Source organism: Lentzea pudingi, from assembly GCF_014646255.1.
Lineage (GTDB): Bacteria > Actinomycetota > Actinomycetes > Mycobacteriales > Pseudonocardiaceae > Lentzea > Lentzea pudingi.
The window spans coordinates 374,332-397,012 of the sequence record NZ_BMNC01000006.1; the positions used below are offsets into that span (position 1 = coordinate 374,332).

The following is a 22,681-nucleotide window of genomic DNA, read 5'->3' on the forward strand; positions in this document are numbered from 1 at the left end:
CAGATGCGTCATCTCGTGGTTACAGTTTTGGAAGCGCTTCCAATTTTGGCGAACTGTACGCCACATCACAGCACTTCAAAAGACCGTAATCGCTTCCGGACCAACCGCCGGACCTGGAGGTCCCCCTTGTCCAGACTCATCGCACTGGCCGCTGTCTGCGTGCTCGCGGGCTGCGGCGCCCAAGCCACCGACGGCGACACGACCCTGGTCGTGAAGACCTTCAGCCAGTTCGGCTACGAGGACCTCTACCGCGAGTACGAGGCGTCGCACCCCGGCGTGAAGATCAAGGAGGAGAACATCGGCAAGCTCGGCGACTACTCGCCGAAGCTGCAGCAGTGGATGCAGACCGGCAAGGGCGCGGGCGACGTGGTGGCGCTGGAGGAGGGCATCCTCGTCCAGTTCATGGCGAAGCCGGACCAGTTCGCCGACCTGCGCGAGCACGGCGCGGCCGAGCTGGAGCCGAACTTCCTGCCGTGGAAGTGGAAGCAGGCCGTCACGGGCGACGGCAAGATCGTCGGTCTCGGCACGGACGTCGGCGCGCAGGGCATGTGCTACCGCAAGGACCTGTTCGCCGCGGCGGGCCTGCCGAGCGACCGCGAGCAGGTCGGCGCGCTGTGGCCCACCTGGGAGAAGTACGTCGAGGTCGGGAAGTCGTTCAAGGGCGCCAAGTTCTTCGACTCGGCCGGTGGCGTGTACCAGAACGTGCTGATGCAGCAGGGTGACCACACGTACTACGACAGGTCGAACAAGCTGGTGATCGACAGCAACCCGGGCGTGCGCGCGGCGTGGGACACGACGATCAAGATGATCGAGGCGGGCCTGTCCGCGAACGTCGACCAGTGGAGTCCGCAGTGGAACGCGGGCTTCAAGAACGGCGCGTTCGCCACGATCCCGTGCCCGTCCTGGATGCTCGGCACGATCGAGAAGCAGTCCGGGCCGGAGCTCAAGGGCAAGTGGGACGTCACGAGGGTGCCCGGTGACGGCGCGGTGCGCGGCGGCTCGTTCCTCGCGGTGCCCAAGCAGAGCAAGCACCAGAAGGAGGCCGCCGAGCTGGCGAAGTTCCTGACCGGCGCCAAGGGCCAGACCACGGCGTTCAAGTCGAAGAACAACTTCCCGTCGTCACCGCAGGCCATCGACGACCCGGCGGTGCGCGACTTCACCAACCCGTACTTCAGCGACGCACCGGTCGGGAAGATCTTCGGTGAGAGCGTGAAGGCGTTGAAGCCCGTCTACCTCGGGCCGGACAACATCGCGATCAACGACCGGGTGGCCAACGCGCTGACCGCCGTCGAGCAGGGCAAGCTCACACCCGCCGACGCGTGGACCAAGGCCGTGGACGACGCCAAGCGGCTGGTCAAGTGAAGTCTCTCGACTCGAAGTGGGCCCCGTACCTGTACGTCGCGCCGTTCTTCGTGATCTTCGCGGCGTTCGGCCTGTTCCCGCTCGTGTACACGGCCTGGGTGTCGTTGCACGAGTGGGACATCGCCGGGCAGGGCGGGTTCGTCGGCCTCGACAACTACACGACGCTGTTCGGCGACCCGGACTTCTGGAACGCCACGGTCAACACGATCGGCATGCTCGTGCTGGCCACGGTGCCACAGCTGTTCGGCGCACTGGTGCTGGCGTCGTTGCTCAACCAGAAGCTGCGGGGGCTCACCTTCCTGCGGATGGGCGTGCTGCTGCCGATCGTCACGTCGGTGGCGGCCGTCGGCATCGTGTTCAGCCAGATCTTCGACCGCGACGCGGGCATGGCGAACGGGTTGCTGGGACTGCTGGGCGTGTCACCGGTCGACTGGCACGCCGACAAGTGGTCGTCGTGGACGGCGATCGCGACGATGGTGAACTGGCGCTGGACCGGGTACAACGCGCTGATCTACCTGGCCGCGATGCAGGCCGTGCCGAAGGACCTCTACGAGGCGGCCACTGTGGACGGTGCCTCGAAGGTCCGGCAGTTCTTCAGCATCACCGTGCCGAACATCCGGCCGGCGATCCTGTTCACCGTGATCATGTCGACGATCGCGGGCATGCAGCTGTTCACCGAGCCGCTGATCTTCGCGCAGGGCGGGTTCGCGATCTCCGGCGGCAGCCTGCGGCAGTTCCAGACCGTGTCGATGTTCATGTTCGAGAAGGCCTTCCGCGACTTCGACTACGGCTACGGCTCCGCCGTGGCGTGGGTGATCTTCCTGCTGATCACGCTGCTGGCCGTGGTGAACTTCCTGATCACGAGGAGGAGCCGATGATGCTCCGGCTCACGCTGGCCGCGGCGATCGCGCTGTCGGCGTTCCCGCTCTACTGGCTGTTCGTGGTGGCGACGCGCGCGAACGACGTCGTCGGCGACTGGCCGCCACCGTTGCTGCCCGGCCCGAACCTCTGGGAGAACGTCGGCAGGCTCTTCGACGCCGACCAGGCGAACTTCCTGCTGGGCATGGGGAACTCCGCCCTGTCGTCCGCCGTGGTGACCGTGTCGGTGGTCTTCTTCAGCACCCTGGCGGGTTTCGCGTTCGCCAAGCTGCGCTTCCGCGGCCGCAACGCGCTGCTGCTGGTCATCCTCGGCACCATGATGATCCCGGTGCAGATGGGCATCATCCCGCTGTACCTGATCATGGTGGAGCTGGGCTGGCAGAACCGCCTCGAGGCGATCATCGTGCCGTCGCTGGTGTCCGCGTTCGGCGTGTTCCTGATGCGCCAGTACGCGGAGAAGGCCGTGCCGGACGAGCTGATCGAGGCGGCGCGGGTGGACGGCTGCTCGACGTTCCGGATCTACTGGACGGTCGTGCTGCCCGCGTTGCGGCCGGGCGCGGCGGTGCTCGGCCTGTTCACGTTCATGGGGACGTGGAACGAGTTCCTGTGGCCGCTGGCCGTGCTGGAGGCCGACAACCCGACCGTGCAGTTCTCGCTGTCGCAGCTGTCGACGACCTACTACACCGACTACACGCTGATGTTCGCCGGCGCGCTCGTGTCGACGGTGCCGCTGCTGGTGGTGTTCGTGCTGTTCGGCAAGCAGATCATCGGCGGGATCATGGACGGCGTGATCAAGGCGTGAGGCAGACTGTGGGCATGAGCAACCGGCCGGTGACCGTGGACGACGTGGCGAAACACGCCGGAGTGTCCACCGGCACCGTCTCGCGGGTGATCAACAACGCGCCGCACGTGAGCGGCAAGGCCCGTGCCGCCGTCGAGCGCGCGATCGACCAGCTCGGGTACGTCCCGAACAAGACCGCGCAGTCACTGGCCGGGCAACGCCGCGGGTCCGTCGTGCTGGCCATCTCGAGCGACGACCCCGGCCTGTTCGCGAACCTGTTCTTCGCCCAGGTCGTCACCGGCGTCAACGCGGTGGTCGAGGAGACGGACCTGGAGCTGCAGCTGGTGCTCGCCGCGTCCGACCGCGGCCGGGCCCGGCTCTCCCGGATCTTCCGGGCGCGCGCGGCGGACGGCGTGATGCTGCTGGCGTTGAAGGAGAACGACCCCCTGTCCGCGCTGGCCGAGTCGAGCGGTGTGCCCGTGGTGCACGGCGGCCGCTCGCTCGACTCCGAGCCCCGGTACTACGTCGACGCGGACAACCGGGGTGGCGCGCGCGAGGCCGTCGAGTACCTGATCTCGTCGGGGCGGCGGCGGATCGCGACGATCACCGGCGGGCAGGACCAGCACGTCGGTGTCGCGCGGTACCTCGGGTACCGCGAGGCCGTCGTGCTGGCCGGGCTCGACGACTCGCGGGTCGCGCACGCCGACTTCAGCGAGGCCGGCGGGGCGGCGGCGATGACCTCGCTGCTGGACCGCTCCCCCGACCTCGACGCGGTGTTCGTGGCCTCGGACGCGATGGCGGCCGGGGCGTTGTCGGTGCTGGCCGCCCGCGGGATCGCGGTGCCGTCGGACGTCGCGGTGGTGGGGTTCAACGACATCGTGACGGCCCAGCACACCACCCCGGCGCTGACGACCGTGCGGCAGCCGATCGACGCGCTGGGGCGGGAGATGACGCGGATGCTGCTGCGGCTGATCGACGGGGACACCCCGACGTCGCTCATCCTGCCGACGTCGCTCGTGGTCCGCGAGTCAGCCTGACCGATCCGGGGCGTCCAGCGTCGCCTTCAGGACCTCGTCCACGCGGGCGTCCCAGTCCACGTCCGCGATCGTGCCGCCCAGGGCCGCCACCGCCGCGAGCGTGACCGTTCCCCCGACGTCCGCCGTCAGCGTCGGAACGGTCGCGGTCGTGGTGAACGCGGTGCCCTGCGGCGCGGTCTGCCACTCCACGCCGGTCCACCCCCGCACGTTCTCCAGCGGCGAGGGCAGGTCCGTGGCCCAGCCGGTCAGCTCGGCCCTCGTCCCGGGCGGCGCGCCGATCACGCGGTGGATCCGCAGCTCCTGGTCCTCCCACACGGCCGTGACGCTCTCGACCCGCAGCCCCGGCACGGTCGGCTGGTGCGCGTCGAACACCGGCCGGTGCCACGACGCGGCCCAGTTGTCCCGCGCGCCCAGCGGGTGGATCCGCCTGCGCACGCTGCGGTCACCCCGGAAGACCAGGCTGAGGTGGTTGTCGGCGATGTTGTGCCGCGACGTCGGACCGGTGGCGGTCGAGTAGGCGAACCGGCTGTAGAGCGGGTCGTCCTCGGTGGCGTACTCGCCCTCGAACGGCCGGACGTGGTCGCTGCCGTGATTGTGCAGCCTCGTGACGCCGTTGTGCCGCTGGATGAGGAAGCCGGGGCCCGGCAGCGCGAGCGTGCGGTCCTCGTCCGGCGCCTCCTCCGTCTCGGTCCACAGTGGATGGTCCGGGCGGGCGAGCAGGCAGACGAAGGCCTTGGAGGCCCAGTAGGGCGAGGCCGGGCCCGAGTACGGCTGTAGGCTGGCCTCGTGCGGGCCGTGCCAGCCGAGGCTGAGCAGGCCGTCGGTGAGCGAGCCGCGGTCGAGGAAGTACTTCAGCGAGTTGCTGATGAGATGACGGGAGTGGCCGAAGCTCAGCGGCGTGTCCCGGGTGACCGCGCCGAGCGCGACGGCGGCCGCGGCGGCGAAGCGGTAGGTGAGCGACCGTCCGAAGTAGAGCGGGGCGCCGTCCGCGCCGAAGAGCAGGTGGAAGCTCTCCAGGTGCTCGCGCAGGTGCGTGCTGACCGGCCAGCCGTCCAGGTACGCGTCCAGCGCCGGGTAGAGGTGCAGCGCCCAGCCGTTGTAGTGGTCGAACGCGCGCCCGTCACCGTCGGAGTACCAGCCGTCGCCGACGTACCAGCCCCGCAGCAGATCCATCGCGCGCTGCTTGGCCAGGCGGGTCTCGTCGTCGCCACGGCCGGCCGACTCCAGGAAGGACGCCACGGTGTACGGGAAGAAGTACCAGTTGTTGGCCGCCGGAACGTGCCGCAGCGCCCCACGCAGCCACTCCTCGGCACGGTCCTGGACCGGCTCGGGGAGCTTGTCCCACAGCCACGGCCTGGTGAGGCGCAGGCCCAGTGCCACGGACGCCGACTCGACCATGGGCTGCCCGACGTCGAAGATCGCGGGCCACCGCCCCGCCGTGCCCGCGGTCAGACCAGCGGCGTAGCGCTCCAGCAGGTTGTGCGGGTCCTCGCCGTGCGCGGTGCGGAAAGCGGCCGCCAGGAACGTGCGGGCGTAGCCCTCCAGACCGTCCGACCGGACACCGCTGCGGGAGGGACGGCCGGGCAGGTCCAGGAAGGCCTGGTCGGGGGAGGCGTGCCGCCACGCGGCGTCGAGCAGGCCGTCGGCGGCGGCCACCCAGTGCTCGCGGGTGAAACCGGTGTGCGGGCTGAGGACGTGGTCGGGGGGTGGGAGTTTCACGCGCTGCGGTCCCTTCGGTTATGTGGCGGTGTCACGCGAGCCGCCCCTTTCGTTCCACCGGCTGCCTGCTCTCGGCCAGCGACCTCACGCGGCCCGCCTTTCCGCTCCACCGGCCGCTCGCGCCAGACCGGTGCCTGGGACGACCCGCCCTTCCACTCCACCGGCCGCCCGCGCCAGACCGGCACCCCGACACGACCCGCCCTTCCGCTCCACCCGCAGCCCGCTCTCGTCCAGCGACCTCACGCGATTCTCTCCCGTCGATCCGCCGGAACGGGAGTGGCGAACCCCTCCCCCGCGGCCCACCGCCGGACCTCGTCCACGGCGTGCCGTCCGAGCCGGCCCCACTCGTTGCCCTGCGACCCGGCCAGGTGCGGGGTGATCAGCACGGCGTCCGACCGCCACAACGGGTGGTCCACGGGCAGCACCTCCGGGTCGGTCACGTCGAGCACGGCACGGATCCGCCCCACCTCGGCCACCAACGCGTCCTGGTCCACCACCGCACCCCGCGCGGTGTTGATCAGCACGGCGTCGTCGCGCAACAGGCCCAGCAACTCACCGCTGACCAGTCCCCTGGTCTCGGGCAGCAGCGGCGTGTGCACGCTGACGACGTCGCTGCGTTCGAACAGCTCGGTGAGGCCCACGGACTCGGCACCGTCCACTTCGGTCACGAACGGGTCGTGCACCAGCACGTGGAAATCGTAGGGCGCCAGCAGCTCGATCACCCGGCGGCCGATCATCGACGCCGACAGGATGCCGACCGTGGCGCCGAAGTTGCCCACCGACACGGGGACGCCGTACACCGACATCTGTTTGGTGGAACGGTATTCGCGGGCTCGTTCGAGCACCCGCTTGCCGCTGAGCAGGATCATCGCGACGGTGTACTCGGCGACCGGCAGCGCGTTGGCCTGCGCGGCCGACGAGACCGCGAGGCCGCGCTCCCAGCAGGCGTCGGTGACGAAGCCCTTGACCGAGCCGGCGGTGTGCACGATCGCGCGCAGGCTCGGCAACCCGGCGAGCACCTCGGCGGTGATCGGCGGGCAGCCCCAGCCCGTGACGAGCAGGTCGATGTCCGGCACGGCATCGAAACCGGGCGTCACACCGCGGAAGTCGCAGACCGCCCGCAGGTCGTGGAGCACGGGCGCGAGGACGACGGAGGCGGCCTCCTCCGACATCACGCCCGCGGCCCTCACTTGACGGCTCCCGAGGTCATGCCGGCCTTCCAGAACCGTTGCAGGAACATGAACGCGAGGATCAGCGGCAGCACCGCGAAGAGAGATCCCATGATCACCACCGGGTAGTACTCGGGCGACACCGTGGCCGAGCTGTTCCACTGGTAGAGGCCGAGGCTGACGGGATAGAGCTTCTGGTCGGACAGCATCACCATGGGCAGGAAGAAGTTGTTCCAGATCGTGGTGAGCTGGAACAGGAACAGCGTGACCATGCCCGGTCCGAGCATCCTGAACGCGACCTTGAAGTACGTGGCGAGGTCGCCCGCGCCGTCGATGCGCGCGGCCTCCAGCACCTCGTCCGGCACGTAGCCCTGGGCGAAGATCCGGCCGAGGTAGACGCCGAACGGGTTGAACAGCGCCGGGATGAACACCGCCCAGAACGTGTTCACCAGGCCCGCCTCGGACGCCATCAGGTACAGCGGCAGCGCGAGCACGGTCTGCGGCACCATGACCGCCGCGAGGACGAGCCCGAAGAGCTTCTCCTTGTGGCGGAAGGAGTACTTGTCGAACGCGTAGCCGGCGGCGATCGAGATGAACGCGCTGACGCCCGCGCCGATCACCGCGTACAGCAGGCTGTTGAGGTACCAGCGCCCGTAGAGCCCCTTGTCCATCTCGAAGAGGTTGCGAACGTTCTCCACCAGCGAGAACCCGCCGAACAGGTCGCTGTTGAACAGGGCGTCGACGTTCTTCGTGGCGGCGAGCAGCAGCCACATCACCGGCAGCAGGGTGTAGAGCACCGAGACGCCGATGACCACGTTCACCGTGGTGCGACCGAGGAGGGTCATCAGCCGGCCTTCCTGTTCGTCCAGCGGGTGACGCCGTAGGACAGCGCGACCGTGAAGGCCAGCAGGATCACGGACGCGGCCGCGGCGAGGCCGTAGTTGTTGCGGGTGAAGGCGGCGTCGAAGATGTACATGCTCGGCGAGAACCGGGCGCTGATCATCGGCGTGGACTGGCTGAGCAGCATCGGTTCGGTGAACAGCTGCAGCGCCCAGATCAGCGTGAAGATGCCGACCGTGACGATGGCGCCGCGCACGAGCGGTGCCTTGATGCGCAGGGCCTGCTTGACCGGTCCCGCACCGTCCACGACGGACGCTTCCAAAACCTCGCGCGGCACCGCCTGCAACGCGGCGTAGAAGATCACCATGTTGTAGCCGAGGTTGCTCCACAGGGCGATGTTCACGATCGACGGCAGCACGGTGTCGATGCCGAGGAAGCTGATCCGCACGTCCGCCTTGGCGAACAGGTCGATGATCGGGCTCAGGCCGGGCGTGTAAAGGTAGAGCCAGATCAGCGCCGCGATGATGCCCGGCACGGCGTGCGGCAGGTAGAGGCCCATCTGCATCCAGCCGCGCAGCTTCGCCACGCCGGAGTCGAGCAGCAACGCGAGGGTGAGCGCGCCGGCGACCATCAGGGGGATGTAGAGCAGGCAGTACAGCACGACGGTGAACATGCTGTTGAGGAACGTCGGGTCGCTGAGCACGGCGCCGTAGCTGCGCAGGCCGACGAACACCGTGCTTTCCGGCCCGAACCCGAGGCCCGGCTGGTCGGCGGCGAAGAAGCTGAGCCACATCGCCGTGCCGGTCGGGATGAGGAAGACCGTGACGAGCAACAGGAAGAACGGCGCCATGAGGACCGCGCAGGCGAGCTTGCCCTTCACCTCGCTCCCTCCTCAGTGGACAGACCGAGCGCTTTGAGGTCCGGCATCGTGCCGCTCTGAGCCTCCCGCACCGCGTCGATCACCGTGCCGGCACCGGCGCCCGCCTTCGCGAACCCGTCCTGCATGACCTTCAGGGTGGCGGTCATCCGCGGGCCCCACACCCAGCCGTCGCGGATCTTGTCCGCCTCCTGCTGGAAGAGCCGGTAGATGTCCTGGCCGCCGTAGTACTCGCCGGGGAACGCCTTGGCGCCCGCCTCGACCAGGCCGGGCGCCACCGGGTACTGGCTGCTGGTGCCGCTCTTCAGCCGGGCCGTCAGCGCGTCCGGGTGGGTGCACTGCCATTCGATGAACTCCATCGCGGCCTCGGGCTGCCGCGAGTCCTTGGTGACTGCGAACGTCGAACCGCCGTGGGTGCCGACCACCTGCTCGTCCCAGACCGGCACGGGGGCGATGCGCCACTTGCCCTTCTGCGCGGGCCTCGCCCTCATCTGCGCCCCCGCGTCCCACGCGCCGCTGAGCCTGGTGATCACCCGGTCCTGGCCGATCTGCGCGTCGTGCTGCTTGCTGTCGCCCGCGTTGCGGAACACCAGGTCCTCGTCGATCAGCCCCTGCCAGTAGGCCGCGACCTTCCTGGTCGGCTCGTCGGCCAGGGACACGCGCCACTTGCCGCCGCTGGTGTCGAACCACCGCGCGCCGGCCTGCCAGGCGTGGCAGGCGAACTGCGTGCCGCCGTCAGTGGGGAACAGCGTGAGCCTCTTGTCGGGGAACCTGGACCTCACCGTCCGGGCGAGGGCGGCGAACTCGTCCCAGGTCGCCGGGATCTCGAACCCGTTGGCCTGGAAGAGGTCCGCGCGGTAGTGCAGGACCATCGGCTCGACGTCGAGCGGGACGCTGAACACCCGGTCGTCGAAGGTCGTGAGCTTGAGGGCCTGCGGCAGCAGCTTCTGCTTCAGGCGGTCGGTCACGAGGTCGGTGATGTCCCGGGCCACGCCGTCGATCGCGTATCCAGGCACTTGCGGGTACTCGATCGTGGCGACGTCCGGTGCGTTGCCCGCACGAGCCGCGTTGCTGAGCTTGGCGTACCCGCCCTGCCCACCGGAGGGGATCTGCTGGAAGACCACCCTGATGCGGTTCTGCGAGGAGTTGAACGCGTCGACGACCTGCTGGCTACCTCGCAGGGCCGACCAGAACGTGATCTCCACCGGACCTCCGGCACCGCGGCGTTGCGGAGTGGAGCAGGCCGCCAGCGATGCCGTGAGACCCGCCGCGAGAAGTGTGCGACGACTCAGGCGCATGGATCGCATCCTGATCGCCTGATCGGTTTGTCGTCAAGAAACAGTCAAACGCTCAGTCGATGAGCGGATCTTCAACGTGGGCAGCAGTTCGACCCGCGCGGTGGCCGTGACCTCGCCCTTCAGCTTCCGGAGCAGCAGTTCGGCAGCGACTTTGCCAACCTCGGTCTTCGGCGGCGCGACGGCCGTGAGCGGGATGCTGCCGAGCGACGCGACCACGTCGTCGTACGACACCACCGAGCACATCCCGGGCACGTCGATCCCGGCGCTCATCATCTGCTGGACCAGCATCAACGCGTCCTCGTCGCCGTGCAGCACCGCCGCCGTGGCCCCGCGCCTCCGCAGCACGTTCACCAGTCCGGCGTCCGGCGAGCTGCGCATGACGTGCGCGTCCTCCAGACCTGCCGAGATCTCCAGGAACGCCCTGCGCAGCACGCGCGCCGTCGGGCTGTCGTCGCGTGCGGCGAGCACGATCCGACGGTGCCCGAGGTCGGTCAGGTGCTTCACGGCTAGATGCATGCCGTACCAGTGGTCCGAGCACACGGAGTTCATCGCCCGCAGGCCACCGCTCGGGCGGCGTTCCATCAGAACGGTCGGCACACCGGTGTCCGCGAGCCAGTCGTCCTCGGCCTCCTCCTCGAACGTCCGCCAGCGCGGCGCCATCAGCATCCCCTGCACGGGTTCGGTCAAAGCCTTCTCGACGATCGGCCGTTCGGCACCTCTGACCTGTGGCGCGATGTGCAGGACCACGCGCATGCCGGCCTCTTCGAGGGTTCTGCGGGCGCCGTTCATCGTCTCGTAGAGGTACGTGTGGCGCTCCGGCACGACCAGCGCGATCGCACCGTTCGTGGCCTGCTTCAGCTCCGGCTGCTCCACGGGCGTGAGGGACCGCACGACACCGTGCCCGCGCCGCAGCCTGCCGAGCCGGGCGAGTTCCTCGACGTCCCGTCTGATCGTGACGATCGAAACGTCGAGTTCCTCGGCCAGATCGCTCACCTTGACCGTGCCCCGCGACGCCGTGACGGCCAGGATCCGCTGCCGTCGTGCCTCGCTGGACTCCCGCATGACCGACCGCCTGTTCGTTTGAGCGTTTCGCGCGAGCATAACTGAAACACCTCTCAGCAACCGGGCGATAGCGTCGGGCGCGAGGGGGATGGTCGACATGAAGATCGTGATTCCAGGTGGAACAGGGCAGGTCGGCGGCGTGCTGACCCGCGCGTTGAAGGCGGCTGGCCACGAGGTGGTGATCATCGGCCGCAGCTCCGGCGTGCGCTGGGACGGGCACACGCTCGGCAGGTGGGCCGAGGAGATCGACGGCGCGGATGTCGTGATCAACCTGGCCGGGCGGAGCGTGAGCTGCCGCTACACCGCCGAGAACCTGCGGCAGATGATGCGGTCGCGGGTGGACTCGGCCCGGGTCGTCGGCGAGGCCATCGCGAAGGCGGAGAACCCGCCCGCGGTGTGGCTGCAGATGAGCACGGCGACGATCTACGCGCACCGGTTCGACGCGGCCAACGACGAGGAGACCGGGACCCTCGGCGGCCGCGAGCGGGACGTGCCGGGCTACTGGACGTACAGCGTCGAGATCGCGAAGCGCTGGGAGGCCGAGCTGGACGAGGCCGACACGCCGGGCACCCGCAAGGTCGCGCTGCGGTCCGCGATGGTGATGAGCCCTGACCGGGGCGGTGCCTTCGACTACCTGTCGTGGATGGCCCGCCTCGGGCTGGGCGGGCCGGTCGCGGGCGGGCGCCAGTACGTCTCGTGGATCCACGACGACGACTTCGTGCGGGCGGCCGCGCTGCTGATCAGGGAACCGATCGCGGGCGCTGTCAACCTGGCGGCACCGAACCCGTTGCCGCAACGGGAGTTCATGCGCGAGCTCCGCGGCGCGTGGAAGGTGCCCGTGGGACTGCCCGCGACGAGCTGGATGGCCGAGCTCGGGGCGTTCGCCCTGCGCACCGACACCGAGCTGCTGCTCAAGAGCCGCCGGGTCGTGCCGGGCAGGCTCCAGCGGGCCGGGTTCGAGTTCCACTTCCCGAACTGGCGGGAGGCGGCGCAGAATCTGACTGAGCGCAGGAGGTGAGATGCCGAGACTCAACGACGTAGGCGGCCAGGACGGCTTCGGCCCGGTTCTCGAGGAACTGGACGAACCGCCCTTCCACGCCGACTGGGAAGCACACGTCATGGCCATGAACCGGGCCCTGATCGGCCGCGGGATCTACAACCTCGACGAGTTCCGGGACGCCGTCGAACGCACGATGTCGCACCAGTCGTCGTACTACGAGAACTGGTTCCGCGCGATCCAGACGCTGCTGAAGGAGCGCGGCGTTGTCTGAGGGCTACCGGACGGGCGACCGGGTCCGGACGTCCACAGTGGACCCCGACCACCACATGAGGCTGCCGCACTACGCGCGCGGCCGCGTCGGCACGGTGATCGGCGGCGACGGCGTCCACCCGCTCGCGGACCTGAGCGCGCAGGGGATCCAGCAGCCACAACAGGTGTACCTGGTGCGGTTCTCCGCACGCGAACTGTTCGGGCACGGCGACCACGACGTGACGCTGTCCCTCTGGGAGGACTACCTCAGCGATGAGTGACGACCACGACGACTCCCCGATCGCCGCGCGCGTCCGGGAGCTGGAAGCGATCCTCGAGGAGAAGGGCCTGCTCGACCCGCGGGAACTGGACCAGGTGCTGGAGGCGTTCGCGGCGAAGGCCTCCCCCGCCAACGGTTTCCGGGTCGTGGCACGGGCCTGGACCGACGACGGCTTCCGGGCACGCCTGCTGGACGACGCCAACGACGCGCTGCCCGAACTGGGCCTGTCGATGGGCGGCGGCCTGCAGGTGCAACAGCTGCACGTCGTCGAGAACACCGAGGACGTGCACAACGTCATCGTGTGCACGCTGTGCAGCTGCTACCCGCTCTCGCTGCTCGGCCCGTCCCCCACCTGGTACAAGAGCCCGGCGTACCGCGCGAGGGTGGTCAGCCACCCGCGCGAGGTGCTGGAGCAGTTCGGGCTCACCCTGCCCGAGAGCACCAAGATCGAGGTGTGGGACGCGAACGCCGAGTCGCGGTACATGGTCCTGCCGCGCCGGCCCGGCGGCACGGAGGACCTGACGGAGGCCGGGCTCGCGGCGCTGGTGACGCGCAACGGTTTGATCGGCACGGCCGCCGTGTAGGCCCCTAGTGCGTCTTGGGGGTGTAGCAGGAACCCTCGCCGTTCGTGCCGTCGAGGAAGATCCTCACCAGGCCGGGCTTGAGGTCCCCGAGCACGCACGTCCCGCCGTCGAGGGTGATCGTGAACCCGAGGAAGCGCTGGTCCGGGTAAGGCTGCTCCACCTGCGGCCGCAGCTCGGCCAGCGCTTTCCTCGTGGTGTCGACGGAGAAGTCGCCCGTCTCGCACACCCGCTTCAGGATCGGGCTGACACGAGCGATCGTGTCCCGGCCCTTCGCGGTGGCTTCGGCGTTCAGCGGTTTGCGCTGCTTCCAGCCGTTGTTCTCGACGTGGTGCGGTGCGATGTCCGGGCCGCCGCCGTTGGTCGGCTGGGCGGCGAACCGCTGCACCGGCTGCGGCACGTTCTCCTCGACCTGGCACGGCGCCGCCTGGTTCGTGGTCGGCGGCACCGGCTTCTCATCAGCGGAACAGGCCGCGCACAGCAATGCGACGGCAAGAACCCCCAGAAGTCTCCCCATGCGGGGCACTGTAGTCACACGGGCTGCGCCACGGGCTCGTTCACGACGGTTCGCACCGACCGGGACGCGAGCATGCCGGCGGTCGCCAGCACGTAGATCGCCGCGCACCCGAGCAGCGCCGCCGACGTGCCCACCGCGTGCGACACCGGCCCGATCGCGAGCTGTGCCAGCGGGATCGCGACGAACGACCCGAGCATGTCGTAGGAGTACACGCGCGCGAGCTTGTCCTCGGGAACGTGGTGCTGCAACGAGGTCTCCCACGCCACGCCGAACTGTTCCAGGCCGAGGCCGCACACGAACGCGGCCAGCACGAGCGCCCAGGGTTCCGGGTGCAGGACCATCGCGAGCGGCAGCGACGCGAACGCGCCCACGCAGGCCACCCCGACGAGCAGCAGGCGGCGGGCCTTCAGCCGCATCGCGACGAACGCGCCCGCGACCATGCCCGCGGTCTGCGAGGCCAGCACCAGGCCCCACACCTCGCGGCCGAACGTGCTGTCGGCCAGCACCGGGCCGAGGATGAACACGCCACCCGCGTACGCCGCGTTGACGAACGTGAAGGCCACGACCACGACCCAGACCCACTGCCGTGCCACGAACTCCGTCCAGCCCACCTTCAGCTCGGAGAACACCGAGGGCTTGTGCTCGGCCGCGGCACGGGCGGCGGGCACGCGCACGAACGCGAAGAACACGCCGGCGAGGGCGAACGACAGCGCGTCCACCGCGAGACCCCAGCCGGGGCTGGTGAACGCGATCAGCAGCCCGCCGAGCGACGCGCCGCCGATGTTGCCGGTGTTCAGCCCGAGGCGCAGCAACGCGTTGGCGCGCTGGCGCAGGTCGCCCGGCACCGTCTGCGGCACCAGCGCCGCGGACGCCGGGAAGGCGAACGCGCTCGACATGCCGTTGACGGCCGACAGCACGACGAACCACGGCAGCGACACGGTTCCGGTGAGCACGAGCGCCGCGATCAGGGCCTGGCTGACGAAGCTGACCGCGCACGACCCGGCGAGCACGAGCTGGCGCGGCAGCCGGTCCGCGACCACCCCGCCCCACAGCAGGAACACGACGTTCGTCACGGACCGCGCGGCGACGACGAGGCCGAGCGAGGTGACCGACGAGGTCAGGTCGAGCACGGCGAAGGCCAGTGCGATCGGTGCCATCGAGTTGCCGATGACGGTCGTGAGACGGCCTGCGAAGAGCCAGCGAAAAGCCGGATGCGCCAAAGGCGCGAACATCTCCCCCATTCCCGGCACCGTACAACGGCGGGAGCCGCCCGATCCCCCGAGGATCGAGCGGCTCCCGGTCATCGCACCCTCGGGTGTGATGAGGCGATGACCACCGCGGCGGCGACGGTCACCAGGTTCTTCAGGATGTACTGGGCCTCGAACGACGCCTGCAGCGGACCGGACCACATCTCACCGGGGAACAACACCAGCGGTGTCGACACCAGCACGACGTGACCGACCAGCAGGACCGCGGTCAGCCGCGGTGCGCGGAAGCTCAGCAGGACCAGTGCGATCCCGATCTCCGGGATCGCGGCGCTGAGCCTCGCCAGATCCCCGTGGACGATCCCGAACGTCAGCGCGGAGACCGTGCGTTCGACGAGATCCTGGGCAGGGCTGCCACCGGGAAAGAGCTTCAGGACGCCGAACCAGAGGTACACGACCCCCAGTCCGATGCGCAGCAGGGGAATTCCGGACTCACGCGCAAAACGAGTCAGGCGTTCCCCGGTGCTTTCGCGGCGTGTGGTTCCTGGACGCGACATGATCTCCCTCTCCTGTCTGACTGCCACCACCCAGCCAGACAGGAGGAACGAGGAGAGATCAGTTCGCCGGGTCGCCCAGCGGGTTCAGCAGGTCGGCCTTGCCCTCGAAGGCGAACAGCAGCAGGTCGACCATGCGGAACGTGCTGGAGTCCGGTCCGAGCGTCGGCCGCCAGTACGGCGAGCGCACGATCGAGATCCGGCTGCCCTCCATCGCGCGGTGGAAGACCTCCGCGGTGATCCGGCCGCCGACCGGGCCCATCAGCCCGTTGCCGATCTCGGCCTCGCGCAGGATGTAGAACCACAACGGCGTGGCGGCGACGAGCTGGGCCTTCTGCTCCTCCGAGAGCCCCTCGACGACCGCGCCGCCGTTGCCGGCGAGGATCTGCTCGGCGGTGAGCGGCTCGGCGCCGAACAGCTCGGCGATCTGCTGGCCGGTGGCGAGTTCCATCATCGAGGCCCTGGTCAGGTTCCGGAACGCGAGGTTGCGCTCGATCTCCCGGAACTGCGTGCCGCGCCCGCCGAACGTGCCGGCCGGCAGCTCTTTCAACGGGTCGACGAGCAGCGTGTCGATCCGCTTGGTGACGTTGCCGCCACCGAACTCCGCGGGCGGCACCAGGTCGTCCCGCTCGGCCTCGGTGAAGTCGTAGAGCCGCCGGAAGTCCGCGATCCAGTTGCTGGGCAACGTGAAGATCGGGCCCCGGTTCACGTCGTCGAGGTCGGCGGGCGTGCCCGAGCTCGGATCGAAGTTGCCGCTGACACCGGTGAAGGTGAACAGCTGGAACAACGTCGCGAGGCCGCCGGGTCCGGTCGAGCTGAACACCCGGTTCCACTGGTACCGCGCCCGGACCTGGCTGTGCCCGAAGCGGTACGAGGCGACCGAGAACTCGATCGGCATCGTCGGCGAGTGGTCCCGGCAGTGACCGGGCACCTCGAAGAACTTCCGGCCGTTGGTGAAGACGTCGTCCACGATCGCCGGGTCGATGATCCGCGGCAGGTGGTCGGTCCGCAGCATCCACTGGTAGTGCCGCACCACGAGTTCCTTGGCGGCGCGGAACAGCCGCTCGCCCGTGAGGCCGGTGAGCGCGAGCTCGTCGACCACGCGGTTGTGGAAGCGGATGAACGCGAGGTGCGTCTGCGCCACCACGAGGTTCTCGTCGTTGCGGGCGTCCGGGATCAGCGGCAGCCGCCGATCCGCCGCCGTGCCGGCCGTTCCGCCACGGCGTGGCAGGTCGAAACCCTCGAACGGGACGTTGGTGCCCTCGTCCGGGAACGGCACCGGCGTCGTGGTGCCCACCTTGAACTTCACGCCGTCCTGGGCGTAGAAGGCCTGGTCGTCCTTGTCGCGCGGGCCGCGGCCGTAGACCGAGTCGAGGTCCAGCGCGGGCGAACGGCCCTGCGTCAGCTCGTCGAGGTTGACGTCCTGCCCGAGCTGCGACTCGGTGCGGTCCATGGTCAGGTCGTGGTCGACGAACTGGCCGAGGTAGGTGAACCCCGCCGGGACGGCCGGATCCGCCGAGTCGGGCTGCGGGACGTTCGCGGTGATCGCGGCCGCGAGGGCAGCCCGCGTCTCCTCGTCCGTCCGCGGCCCCTTCGGCCCCAGTCGCGAGAACCGGAACCGGCGCAGCTCCTCCGCGGTGGAGGGCTGACGCGTGGTGGCCTCACCCCGGCCGTCGAATTCCAGCACACCTTCGCCCACGACGAAGAAACTGTCGCGCACGTGCCTCTTCATATATCCCCCTGTTTTCCCCTCTTACAGGCGACCTGTTCTCCCCAACAAGCACCTGCCCCACCGCCAGTCTCCAGACGGACCAAATTACCGTCGAAGCTTTTGGTCAAAACCAAAAAGTCGTCACACAGCGGATACGAGGTGGTCAGGAATATTCGTGAAGACTTCCAAATCGATCATCTGCGCAGCATGGTTCTCAGCAGCGTCATGATAAGTCTTCGTGTTCAGCACGTGCCGAATCCGTTCGGCGAGAACGGTGGCGGAAAGCCCTTTCACGTCCACCCGCACGCCCAAGCCGAGATCTTCAATTCGATCGGCGTTGCGCGGCTGGTCGGCGAACAAGGGCACCGCGACCATCGGCACGCCCGCCGTCAACGCCTCCCGAACGCCGCTGTAGCCCGCGTGCGTCACGAACACCTTCGCGGTGCCGAGGAGGCGCTGCTGCGGAATCTCCGGTTCGAGGCGGACGTTCGACGGGCGCGGACCGGTCCACTCGCCGTGGCCGATGGCGACGACGGACGGCGCGCCGACCCGGCCGAGCGCCTCCACGACGATGTGCGGCAGCTTCGAGTCCGGCATCAGCCACCGGGTGTGGGTGCCGAAGGACGCGACGATCTCCGGCCCGTGCTCGATCGGCTCTCGCTCGATCGGCACGCGGAAGTGGTGCTGGGCCGGGTGCCACGACGCCGGGGTCAGGCCCGCGGTGAGGACCGGGTCGGCCGCGCTGACGCCGAACCGGGCGCGGACCTTGTCCATCAGCTCGTCGAGCAGCGGGATCTCCAGCGGCGCGAACGGGGCGATGTCGACCAGGACGTGCGGGATGCCGAGCACCTCGGCGGCGATCTGGCCGCCATACTCGCTGGTCTCGCGCACGAGGACGTCGGGACGCCAGGTGCGGGCGAAGTCGAGGACGTTGGCGGCGGACGCGACCACGAGCGGGCTGGACCAGAGCGGCGCCTTCAGCACGCCGTCGCGTTCCGGGAGCCAGGGTGGCGGTGGCCCGAGGTCGGACGGCGCCGGCACGTCGGGCATCACGACGGTGTGCTCGAGGTGCGCCATCGCGGGCCCTGTCGCGATCACGGCCTCGTGCCCGCGCCGCCGGAACGCCCGTGCGAGCGGCACCATCGCCGGCAGCAGGTGGGAGCCGATGGGCAAGGAAGTCAGGAGTACACGCACGTGAATCAGTTTCGCGACAGCCACCAGTGGGTACAGCTGCGAAATGCTCGAAGTCACGGTGACCGAGTCGTCGCCTGCCTCCACCCTCGTCACGGTGTCCGGCGAGCTCGCCGGTACCGGTTCGGAACGGCTGCTCACACGGCTCGACCGCCTGCTCGACAACGGCCACCGCTATGTCGTGCTGGACCTGGCGGGGGTCACGTTCTGCGATTCCAGCGGGGTGAGCGCACTGGTGCGAGGGCACGCCCGCGCGTCGGCAGCGGCAGGCGGGCTGAAGCTCGCGGCCGCGTCCGAGCAGGTGACAAGGGTGCTGGAACTGTCGGGCCTCGCGCGGATGCTCGGTCTGCAGTCCACAGTGGAGGCTTAGCGGCAGACCGGGCGCGTTCTCCCGCGTGCCATGATGGCGGGGTGGAGTCCACGCGCATCGACCGCTGGCTGTGGGCGGTCCGGTTGACCAAGACCCGCCCCGACGCCTCCCAGGCGTGCAAGGGCGGTCACGTGCGCATCAACGACAAGCCCGCGAAGGCGTCGGCGACGGTCGTGCCGGGCGACCGGGTCCGCGTTCGCGTGAACGACAAGACCTGGACCGTCGAGGTGGTGCGGGTGATCCAGAAGCGCGTCGGCGCGGCGATCGCCGTGAGCTGCTTCATCGACCGCACTCCCCCGCCTCCCGTGGAGCTCCCGATCGCCCGGCGTGACCGGGGCGCGGGGCGTCCGACGAAACGGGAACGGCGCGTGCTGGACCAGTTCCGGTCACAGAACTGAGTCGGCGAGCTCCGTCAGCGATGTGCCCAGCGGCAGGTCGACCCTCAACGACGCGTGCGCGTCACCGCGCGTCTCACCCCGGTTGATGATCACCACCGGGATTCCGGCGGTGGCGGCCCTCCGCACGAACCTGAGCCCCGACATGACCGTCAGCGAGGAACCGAGGACCAGCAGGGACCGCGCGGTGTCGACGAGCTCGTAGCACTGGTCGACGCGGGGCCGCGGCACGTTCTCGCCGAAGAACACGACGTCCGGCTTGAGCACGCCACCGCACTCCGCGCACGGGACGACCTCGAAGCCCCGCACGGTCTCCTCGGGCAGGAAGACGTCGCCGTCCGGGTTAACCTCGTCCGTCGTCACGTGGAAGTCCGGGTTCGCCTCGCGCAGGCGGCGGTCGAGGTCGATGCGCGGCGAGAGCAGCCCGCAGTCCAGGCAGATCACGCGGTCGAGGCCGCCGTGCAGTTCCACGACGTCTTGCGAGCCCGCGGCCTGGTGCAGGCCGTCGACGTTCTGGGTGATGACGCCGGAGAGCTTGCCCGACAGCCTGGTGACGGCGTGGTGGCCCGCGTTCGGGTGCGCGCGGGCGATGGTGCGCCAGCCGACGTGGCTGCGCGCCCAGTAGCGCTGCCGGCCGGCCTCGCTGGAGGTGAACTCGTCGTAGGTCATGGGGGTGTGCTTGCGCAGGGACCCGCCCTCGCCGCGGTAGTCGGGGATGCCGGACTCGGTGGAGAGGCCCGCGCCGCTGAGCACCAGCACCCCACCCTCCGCGACGATCGGCACGACGTCGGTGAGGGTGGTGGCGCGCGGCAGCGACGGACCCTGGTTCGTCCAGCTCAGAGTGGGTCTGGTTCGCACTTCACCAGCTTACGTACCACTGTCGAATCTCGGCCTCCGCCGCCGCGACGTTGCCGTTCGACGGGGCTGTGACCAGCGCGAACTGCCGTCCCGCACCCGATCGCAGGAGCAGCTTGTCGTCCACGACCGCCGAGGCGGCCGAGCTGACCACGAGCGGCGAGCGCAGCGACTCGGGCAGGTGGAGTTCGGTCGGCGCGGTGCCCCCGTTCGAGTCCCAGACGATGACGGCGAACGGCGCCGAGCCGACCAGCGTGCGGACGTTCGCCAGTGGGATCTGCTGCCAGGTCTGATAGGCGCGGTCCTCGTAGGTGAACGCGAGCGTGGTGCCCGCGACTGCCTGCGGGTAGATCCGGTCGACGATGGCGCGGTCGACGGTCAGCACCGGGTTGCCGGCCGCGTCGAGCTTGACCGCCGAGAAGTGCTCGTCGTTCATGGCGTCGCCGTCGGTCTTGACCTTGTTCGGGTTGTCGTTCATCAGCTCGCGGTGGCGGCCGTAGTTGGTGTCCCAGTGCCACTGGCTGCCCGAGATCACGCTGCCGCGCGGTGCCGACCACCAGCGCGCGCCCGGTGCCGTCGAGTCGAGGCCCTGGTAGATCGCCTTCAGCACCGACGGCGTCTTGTCGGAGGTGAAACCCGAGACCGGATGGCCGAACTCGGAGACGATCGAGGTGGTGCCGAGTGCCCTGGCGCGGTCCCGGATCGTGCCGAACGCCTGCGTGTACTGGCCGTCCCCCGCCTTACCTGGCATGAGGAGGCCGGACTGCGCCTTGCCGTCGTAGAAGTGCGCGTTGAACACGAACCGCTCGCCGAGCGCCGGCACCAGTGCGAGGCCGCCGGGTTCGGCGAAGAAGTCGACGTTCTGGTTCCAGAACACCAGCGGCTCCACGAAAGCGGGCTTGGTCGTCCAGCCCGCCTCGTCCATCTCCGCGCGGAAACGGTGGTAGAACGGCATCAGGAGATCGCGCTCCCACATTTGCGACGTCTGACCGGCGTCGTACTTGCCCGCGTAGGGCTCGTTGAGCGGGTCGACACCGACGACGAGTTTGAACTCGTTGGCGGGCAACGCGTGCTTGACGTGCTTGAGAGCCTCGCCGGCCGCGTTGACGAACGAGTCCTGCACACCGTTGCGGTTGTGCCAGAAATCGTAGGTGGCGGCCGTGACGGCGTTGTTGTTCTTCATGTTCTGGCCCCAGTGGGCGCAGAGGCCGCACGATTCCTTGGGATAACCGCTCGCCGCCCACGCCGGCGCGCCGTCGCCGGTGTACCAGCTGTCCTTGTTGAACAGGTGGCGCGAGTAGAGGTCCTGGTGGAAGTCGAGGTAGACGCGGACGCCCTCGTCGGTGAAGGTCCGCAGCTGCGCCGTCACGCCGTCGAGGTAGGCGTGGTCGATCTGGCCGCGCTGCGGTTCGATCCAGGCCCACGTCAGCAGGAACCGCACGGCGTTCGCGCCGGTCAGCTGCTTCATGGCCCGCGCGGACCTGCGCGCGTCCGCCGTGCTCGCGAACGGGAGTCCGCGGTACTCGGCGAGTTTCGCCGTGCCGGAGACGTTGAAGCCGCGCAACACCACCTCACGGCCGTGTTCGTCGCGGAAGACCCCGCCGGACACCCGCAGCTCGGAGCCGTCGAACTCCGCGCGTGCCGGTGTGACCGTGAGGGAGAGGAGGAACAGGACCACCAGGAGAACCGCTCGCCGCATCGCCGCCGCCTTTGGGAACGTGAACGAGATTCGCATTGCACCGTAACCGGTGAAGGCGCGTTCGACCAGCGTTCGACTGCGGGAAGATGCCTGATGGGCCGGGTGGCGGAGCGGCCTGGACTCCTCCGGGCCGCCCGCCGGGATGCCGGTCAGCTGAAGGTCGCCGCCACCAGTTCCGCGGTCTTGGCGAGCAGCGGTTCGTCGGCGCCGCCAGTCGGTTCGTCCTTGCGCGTCGACAGGACCGCGATCACGATCGGCGCGCGGCCGGGCGGGAACGCGATGCCGGCGTCGTTGGTCGTGCCGTAGCTGCCGGTACCGGTCTTGTCGCCCCAGCCCCACGCGGCGGGCAGTCCGGCGCGGATCCGCTTGCCGCCGGTCGTGTTGGCCAGCAACCACTTCGTGAGCTGGTCGGCGTCGTTGCTGTTGAGGGCGTGGCCCAGCGTCAGGCGCGCGTAGCTCTGGCCGATGGCGCGCGGTGACGTCGTGTCGGTGACGCGGCCGGGTTCCGCCGAGTTCAGCTCCGGCTCCCAGCGGTCGAGGCGCGTGACCGGGTCGCCGATCGACCGGCTGAAGCGGCTGATCGCCGTCGGGCCGCCGAGTTCCCTGAGCAGCAGGTTGGCCGCACAGTTGTCGCTGTAGGTGATGGTCGCCTCGCACAGGGCCGAGACGGTCATGCCGTTCGCGAGGTTCTCGGGCTTGCCGGTGATCGGCCCGTATCCCGACTTGTCCACATCGGACTTCGTGTACGTGATCACCTTGCCCAGCAACGTCCCGTCGCGGTCCTTGCGCAGGACCGCGGCGGCCGCGATGGTCTTGAAGGTCGAGCACATCGGGAAGAGCTCGTCCGCGCGGTGCAGCACCGTGCGACCGGTACCGGTGTCGGCGGCGAACACGCCGAGGCGCGCGTTGTGCTGCTTCTCGAGCTCGCGCAGCCTGCCGGTGATCGTCGAGGCCTGCGCCTGGGCGGGAACCGCCACCGCCAGCGCCGCTCCGGCACCCAAAGTCAGCACCGCACGTCGGTTGAAGCTCAACGTCCTGTCCCCTCTTCCG

General features: G+C 69.3%; 24 protein-coding genes. 10 read left to right on the forward strand and 14 right to left on the reverse strand.

Annotation, left to right across the window (positions count from 1 at the left end; all coding sequences use genetic code 11):
- The first annotated feature begins 126 nt into the window (after positions 1-126).
- Genes IEY88_RS23685 through IEY88_RS23700 form a run of 4 tightly spaced genes read left to right on the forward strand, consistent with a single transcriptional unit; the run spans position 127 to position 4,059 of the window.
- Complete coding sequence (locus IEY88_RS23685; protein ID WP_229693674.1) at positions 127-1,362, forward strand: ABC transporter substrate-binding protein; 1,236 nt, start codon at positions 127-129, stop codon at positions 1,360-1,362.
- On the forward strand, positions 1,359-2,240 hold the full coding sequence (locus tag IEY88_RS23690; RefSeq protein WP_229693675.1) for a carbohydrate ABC transporter permease: 882 nt from the start codon (positions 1,359-1,361) through the stop codon (positions 2,238-2,240). The genes IEY88_RS23685 and IEY88_RS23690 overlap by 4 nt, the downstream gene beginning before the upstream one ends.
- Positions 2,237-3,043 carry a carbohydrate ABC transporter permease gene (locus IEY88_RS23695; RefSeq protein WP_189156995.1) on the forward strand — a complete coding sequence of 269 codons (807 nt, stop codon included), beginning with the start codon at positions 2,237-2,239 and terminating at the stop codon, positions 3,041-3,043. The genes IEY88_RS23690 and IEY88_RS23695 overlap by 4 nt, the downstream gene beginning before the upstream one ends.
- A gap of 14 nt (positions 3,044-3,057) precedes the next feature.
- Entirely contained in the window at positions 3,058-4,059 is a 1,002-nt protein-coding gene (locus tag IEY88_RS23700; RefSeq protein WP_189156996.1) for a LacI family DNA-binding transcriptional regulator, read from the forward strand.
- Here IEY88_RS23700 and IEY88_RS23705 read toward each other — a convergent pair.
- The 6 genes from IEY88_RS23705 to IEY88_RS23730 form a co-directional block, all read right to left on the reverse strand.
- Positions 4,051-5,778 carry a DUF2264 domain-containing protein gene (locus IEY88_RS23705; protein ID WP_189156997.1) on the reverse strand — a complete coding sequence of 576 codons (1,728 nt, stop codon included), beginning with the start codon at positions 5,776-5,778 and terminating at the stop codon, positions 4,051-4,053. The two genes, IEY88_RS23700 and IEY88_RS23705, sit on opposite strands and share 9 nt — an antisense overlap.
- 239 nt (positions 5,779-6,017) lie before the next feature.
- Entirely contained in the window at positions 6,018-6,968 is a 951-nt protein-coding gene (locus IEY88_RS23710; RefSeq protein ID WP_229693676.1) for a hydroxyacid dehydrogenase, read from the reverse strand.
- Positions 6,965-7,792, reverse strand: a complete 828-nt coding sequence (locus IEY88_RS23715) for a carbohydrate ABC transporter permease (protein WP_189156998.1) — start codon at positions 7,790-7,792, stop codon at positions 6,965-6,967. Before IEY88_RS23715 ends, IEY88_RS23710 begins: the two co-directional genes overlap by 4 nt.
- Positions 7,792-8,667 carry a carbohydrate ABC transporter permease gene (locus tag IEY88_RS23720; protein ID WP_229693677.1) on the reverse strand — a complete coding sequence of 292 codons (876 nt, stop codon included), beginning with the start codon at positions 8,665-8,667 and terminating at the stop codon, positions 7,792-7,794. Before IEY88_RS23720 ends, IEY88_RS23715 begins: the two co-directional genes overlap by 1 nt.
- Positions 8,664-9,962, reverse strand: a complete 1,299-nt coding sequence (locus IEY88_RS23725; RefSeq protein ID WP_189156999.1) for an ABC transporter substrate-binding protein — start codon at positions 9,960-9,962, stop codon at positions 8,664-8,666. The genes IEY88_RS23720 and IEY88_RS23725 overlap by 4 nt, the downstream gene beginning before the upstream one ends.
- Positions 9,963-9,995: 33 nt before the next feature.
- A complete protein-coding gene (locus tag IEY88_RS23730; protein WP_189157000.1) occupies positions 9,996-11,024 on the reverse strand; it encodes a substrate-binding domain-containing protein in 1,029 nt (342 codons plus the stop codon).
- A 97-nt stretch (positions 11,025-11,121) separates the two neighbouring features.
- Here IEY88_RS23730 and IEY88_RS23735 point away from each other — a divergent pair, with 97 nt between their 5' ends.
- Genes IEY88_RS23735 through IEY88_RS23745 form a run of 4 tightly spaced genes read left to right on the forward strand, consistent with a single transcriptional unit; the run spans position 11,122 to position 13,137 of the window.
- Complete coding sequence (locus IEY88_RS23735) at positions 11,122-12,042, forward strand: TIGR01777 family oxidoreductase (protein ID WP_189157001.1); 921 nt, start codon at positions 11,122-11,124, stop codon at positions 12,040-12,042.
- A 1-nt stretch (position 12,043) separates the two neighbouring features.
- Positions 12,044-12,295 carry an SH3-like domain-containing protein gene (locus tag IEY88_RS45540; RefSeq protein WP_268241260.1) on the forward strand — a complete coding sequence of 84 codons (252 nt, stop codon included), beginning with the start codon at positions 12,044-12,046 and terminating at the stop codon, positions 12,293-12,295.
- Positions 12,288-12,554, forward strand: coding sequence for an SH3-like domain-containing protein (locus IEY88_RS45545; protein WP_268241261.1), 267 nt, complete (start codon positions 12,288-12,290; stop codon positions 12,552-12,554). The genes IEY88_RS45540 and IEY88_RS45545 overlap by 8 nt, the downstream gene beginning before the upstream one ends.
- Positions 12,547-13,137, forward strand: a complete 591-nt coding sequence (locus IEY88_RS23745; RefSeq protein ID WP_189157002.1) for a nitrile hydratase subunit alpha — start codon at positions 12,547-12,549, stop codon at positions 13,135-13,137. Before IEY88_RS45545 ends, IEY88_RS23745 begins: the two co-directional genes overlap by 8 nt.
- Positions 13,138-13,141: 4 nt before the next feature.
- On the opposite strand, the gene IEY88_RS23750 is transcribed toward IEY88_RS23745, so the two are convergent.
- The 5 genes from IEY88_RS23750 to IEY88_RS23770 form a co-directional block, all read right to left on the reverse strand.
- Complete coding sequence (locus IEY88_RS23750) at positions 13,142-13,651, reverse strand: hypothetical protein (protein WP_189157003.1); 510 nt, start codon at positions 13,649-13,651, stop codon at positions 13,142-13,144.
- Positions 13,652-13,665: 14 nt separating this feature from the next.
- On the reverse strand, positions 13,666-14,892 hold the full coding sequence (locus tag IEY88_RS23755) for an MFS transporter (RefSeq protein ID WP_189157004.1): 1,227 nt from the start codon (positions 14,890-14,892) through the stop codon (positions 13,666-13,668).
- Between the two features lie 59 nt (positions 14,893-14,951).
- Positions 14,952-15,413, reverse strand: a complete 462-nt coding sequence (locus IEY88_RS23760) for a DoxX family protein (RefSeq protein ID WP_189157005.1) — start codon at positions 15,411-15,413, stop codon at positions 14,952-14,954.
- 58 nt (positions 15,414-15,471) lie between these two features.
- Positions 15,472-17,130, reverse strand: a complete 1,659-nt coding sequence (locus IEY88_RS23765; RefSeq protein WP_229693678.1) for a peroxidase family protein — start codon at positions 17,128-17,130, stop codon at positions 15,472-15,474.
- 132 nt (positions 17,131-17,262) lie between these two features.
- The gene (locus IEY88_RS23770; RefSeq protein WP_189157007.1) at positions 17,263-18,315 is read right to left on the reverse strand and encodes a glycosyltransferase; all 1,053 of its coding nucleotides are present in this window, start codon (positions 18,313-18,315) and stop codon (positions 17,263-17,265) included.
- A 43-nt stretch (positions 18,316-18,358) separates the two neighbouring features.
- On the opposite strand from IEY88_RS23770, the gene IEY88_RS23775 reads away from it, so the two are divergent.
- Positions 18,359-18,682, forward strand: a complete 324-nt coding sequence (locus tag IEY88_RS23775; protein ID WP_189157008.1) for an STAS domain-containing protein — start codon at positions 18,359-18,361, stop codon at positions 18,680-18,682.
- A 41-nt stretch (positions 18,683-18,723) separates the two neighbouring features.
- Positions 18,724-19,080, forward strand: a complete 357-nt coding sequence (locus tag IEY88_RS23780) for an RNA-binding S4 domain-containing protein (RefSeq protein WP_189157009.1) — start codon at positions 18,724-18,726, stop codon at positions 19,078-19,080.
- Here the strand turns inward: IEY88_RS23780 and IEY88_RS23785 are convergent.
- From IEY88_RS23785 to bla, 3 genes are all read right to left on the reverse strand, one after another.
- Positions 19,069-19,935, reverse strand: coding sequence for an NAD-dependent protein deacetylase (locus IEY88_RS23785; RefSeq protein ID WP_189157010.1), 867 nt, complete (start codon positions 19,933-19,935; stop codon positions 19,069-19,071). The genes IEY88_RS23780 and IEY88_RS23785 overlap by 12 nt on opposite strands.
- 1 nt (position 19,936) lies before the next feature.
- Positions 19,937-21,631, reverse strand: coding sequence for a cellulase family glycosylhydrolase (locus IEY88_RS23790; RefSeq protein ID WP_189157011.1), 1,695 nt, complete (start codon positions 21,629-21,631; stop codon positions 19,937-19,939).
- Positions 21,632-21,780: 149 nt separating this feature from the next.
- A complete protein-coding gene (bla, locus tag IEY88_RS23795) occupies positions 21,781-22,662 on the reverse strand; it encodes a class A beta-lactamase (RefSeq protein WP_189157012.1) in 882 nt (293 codons plus the stop codon).
- Positions 22,663-22,681 lie beyond the last annotated feature (19 nt).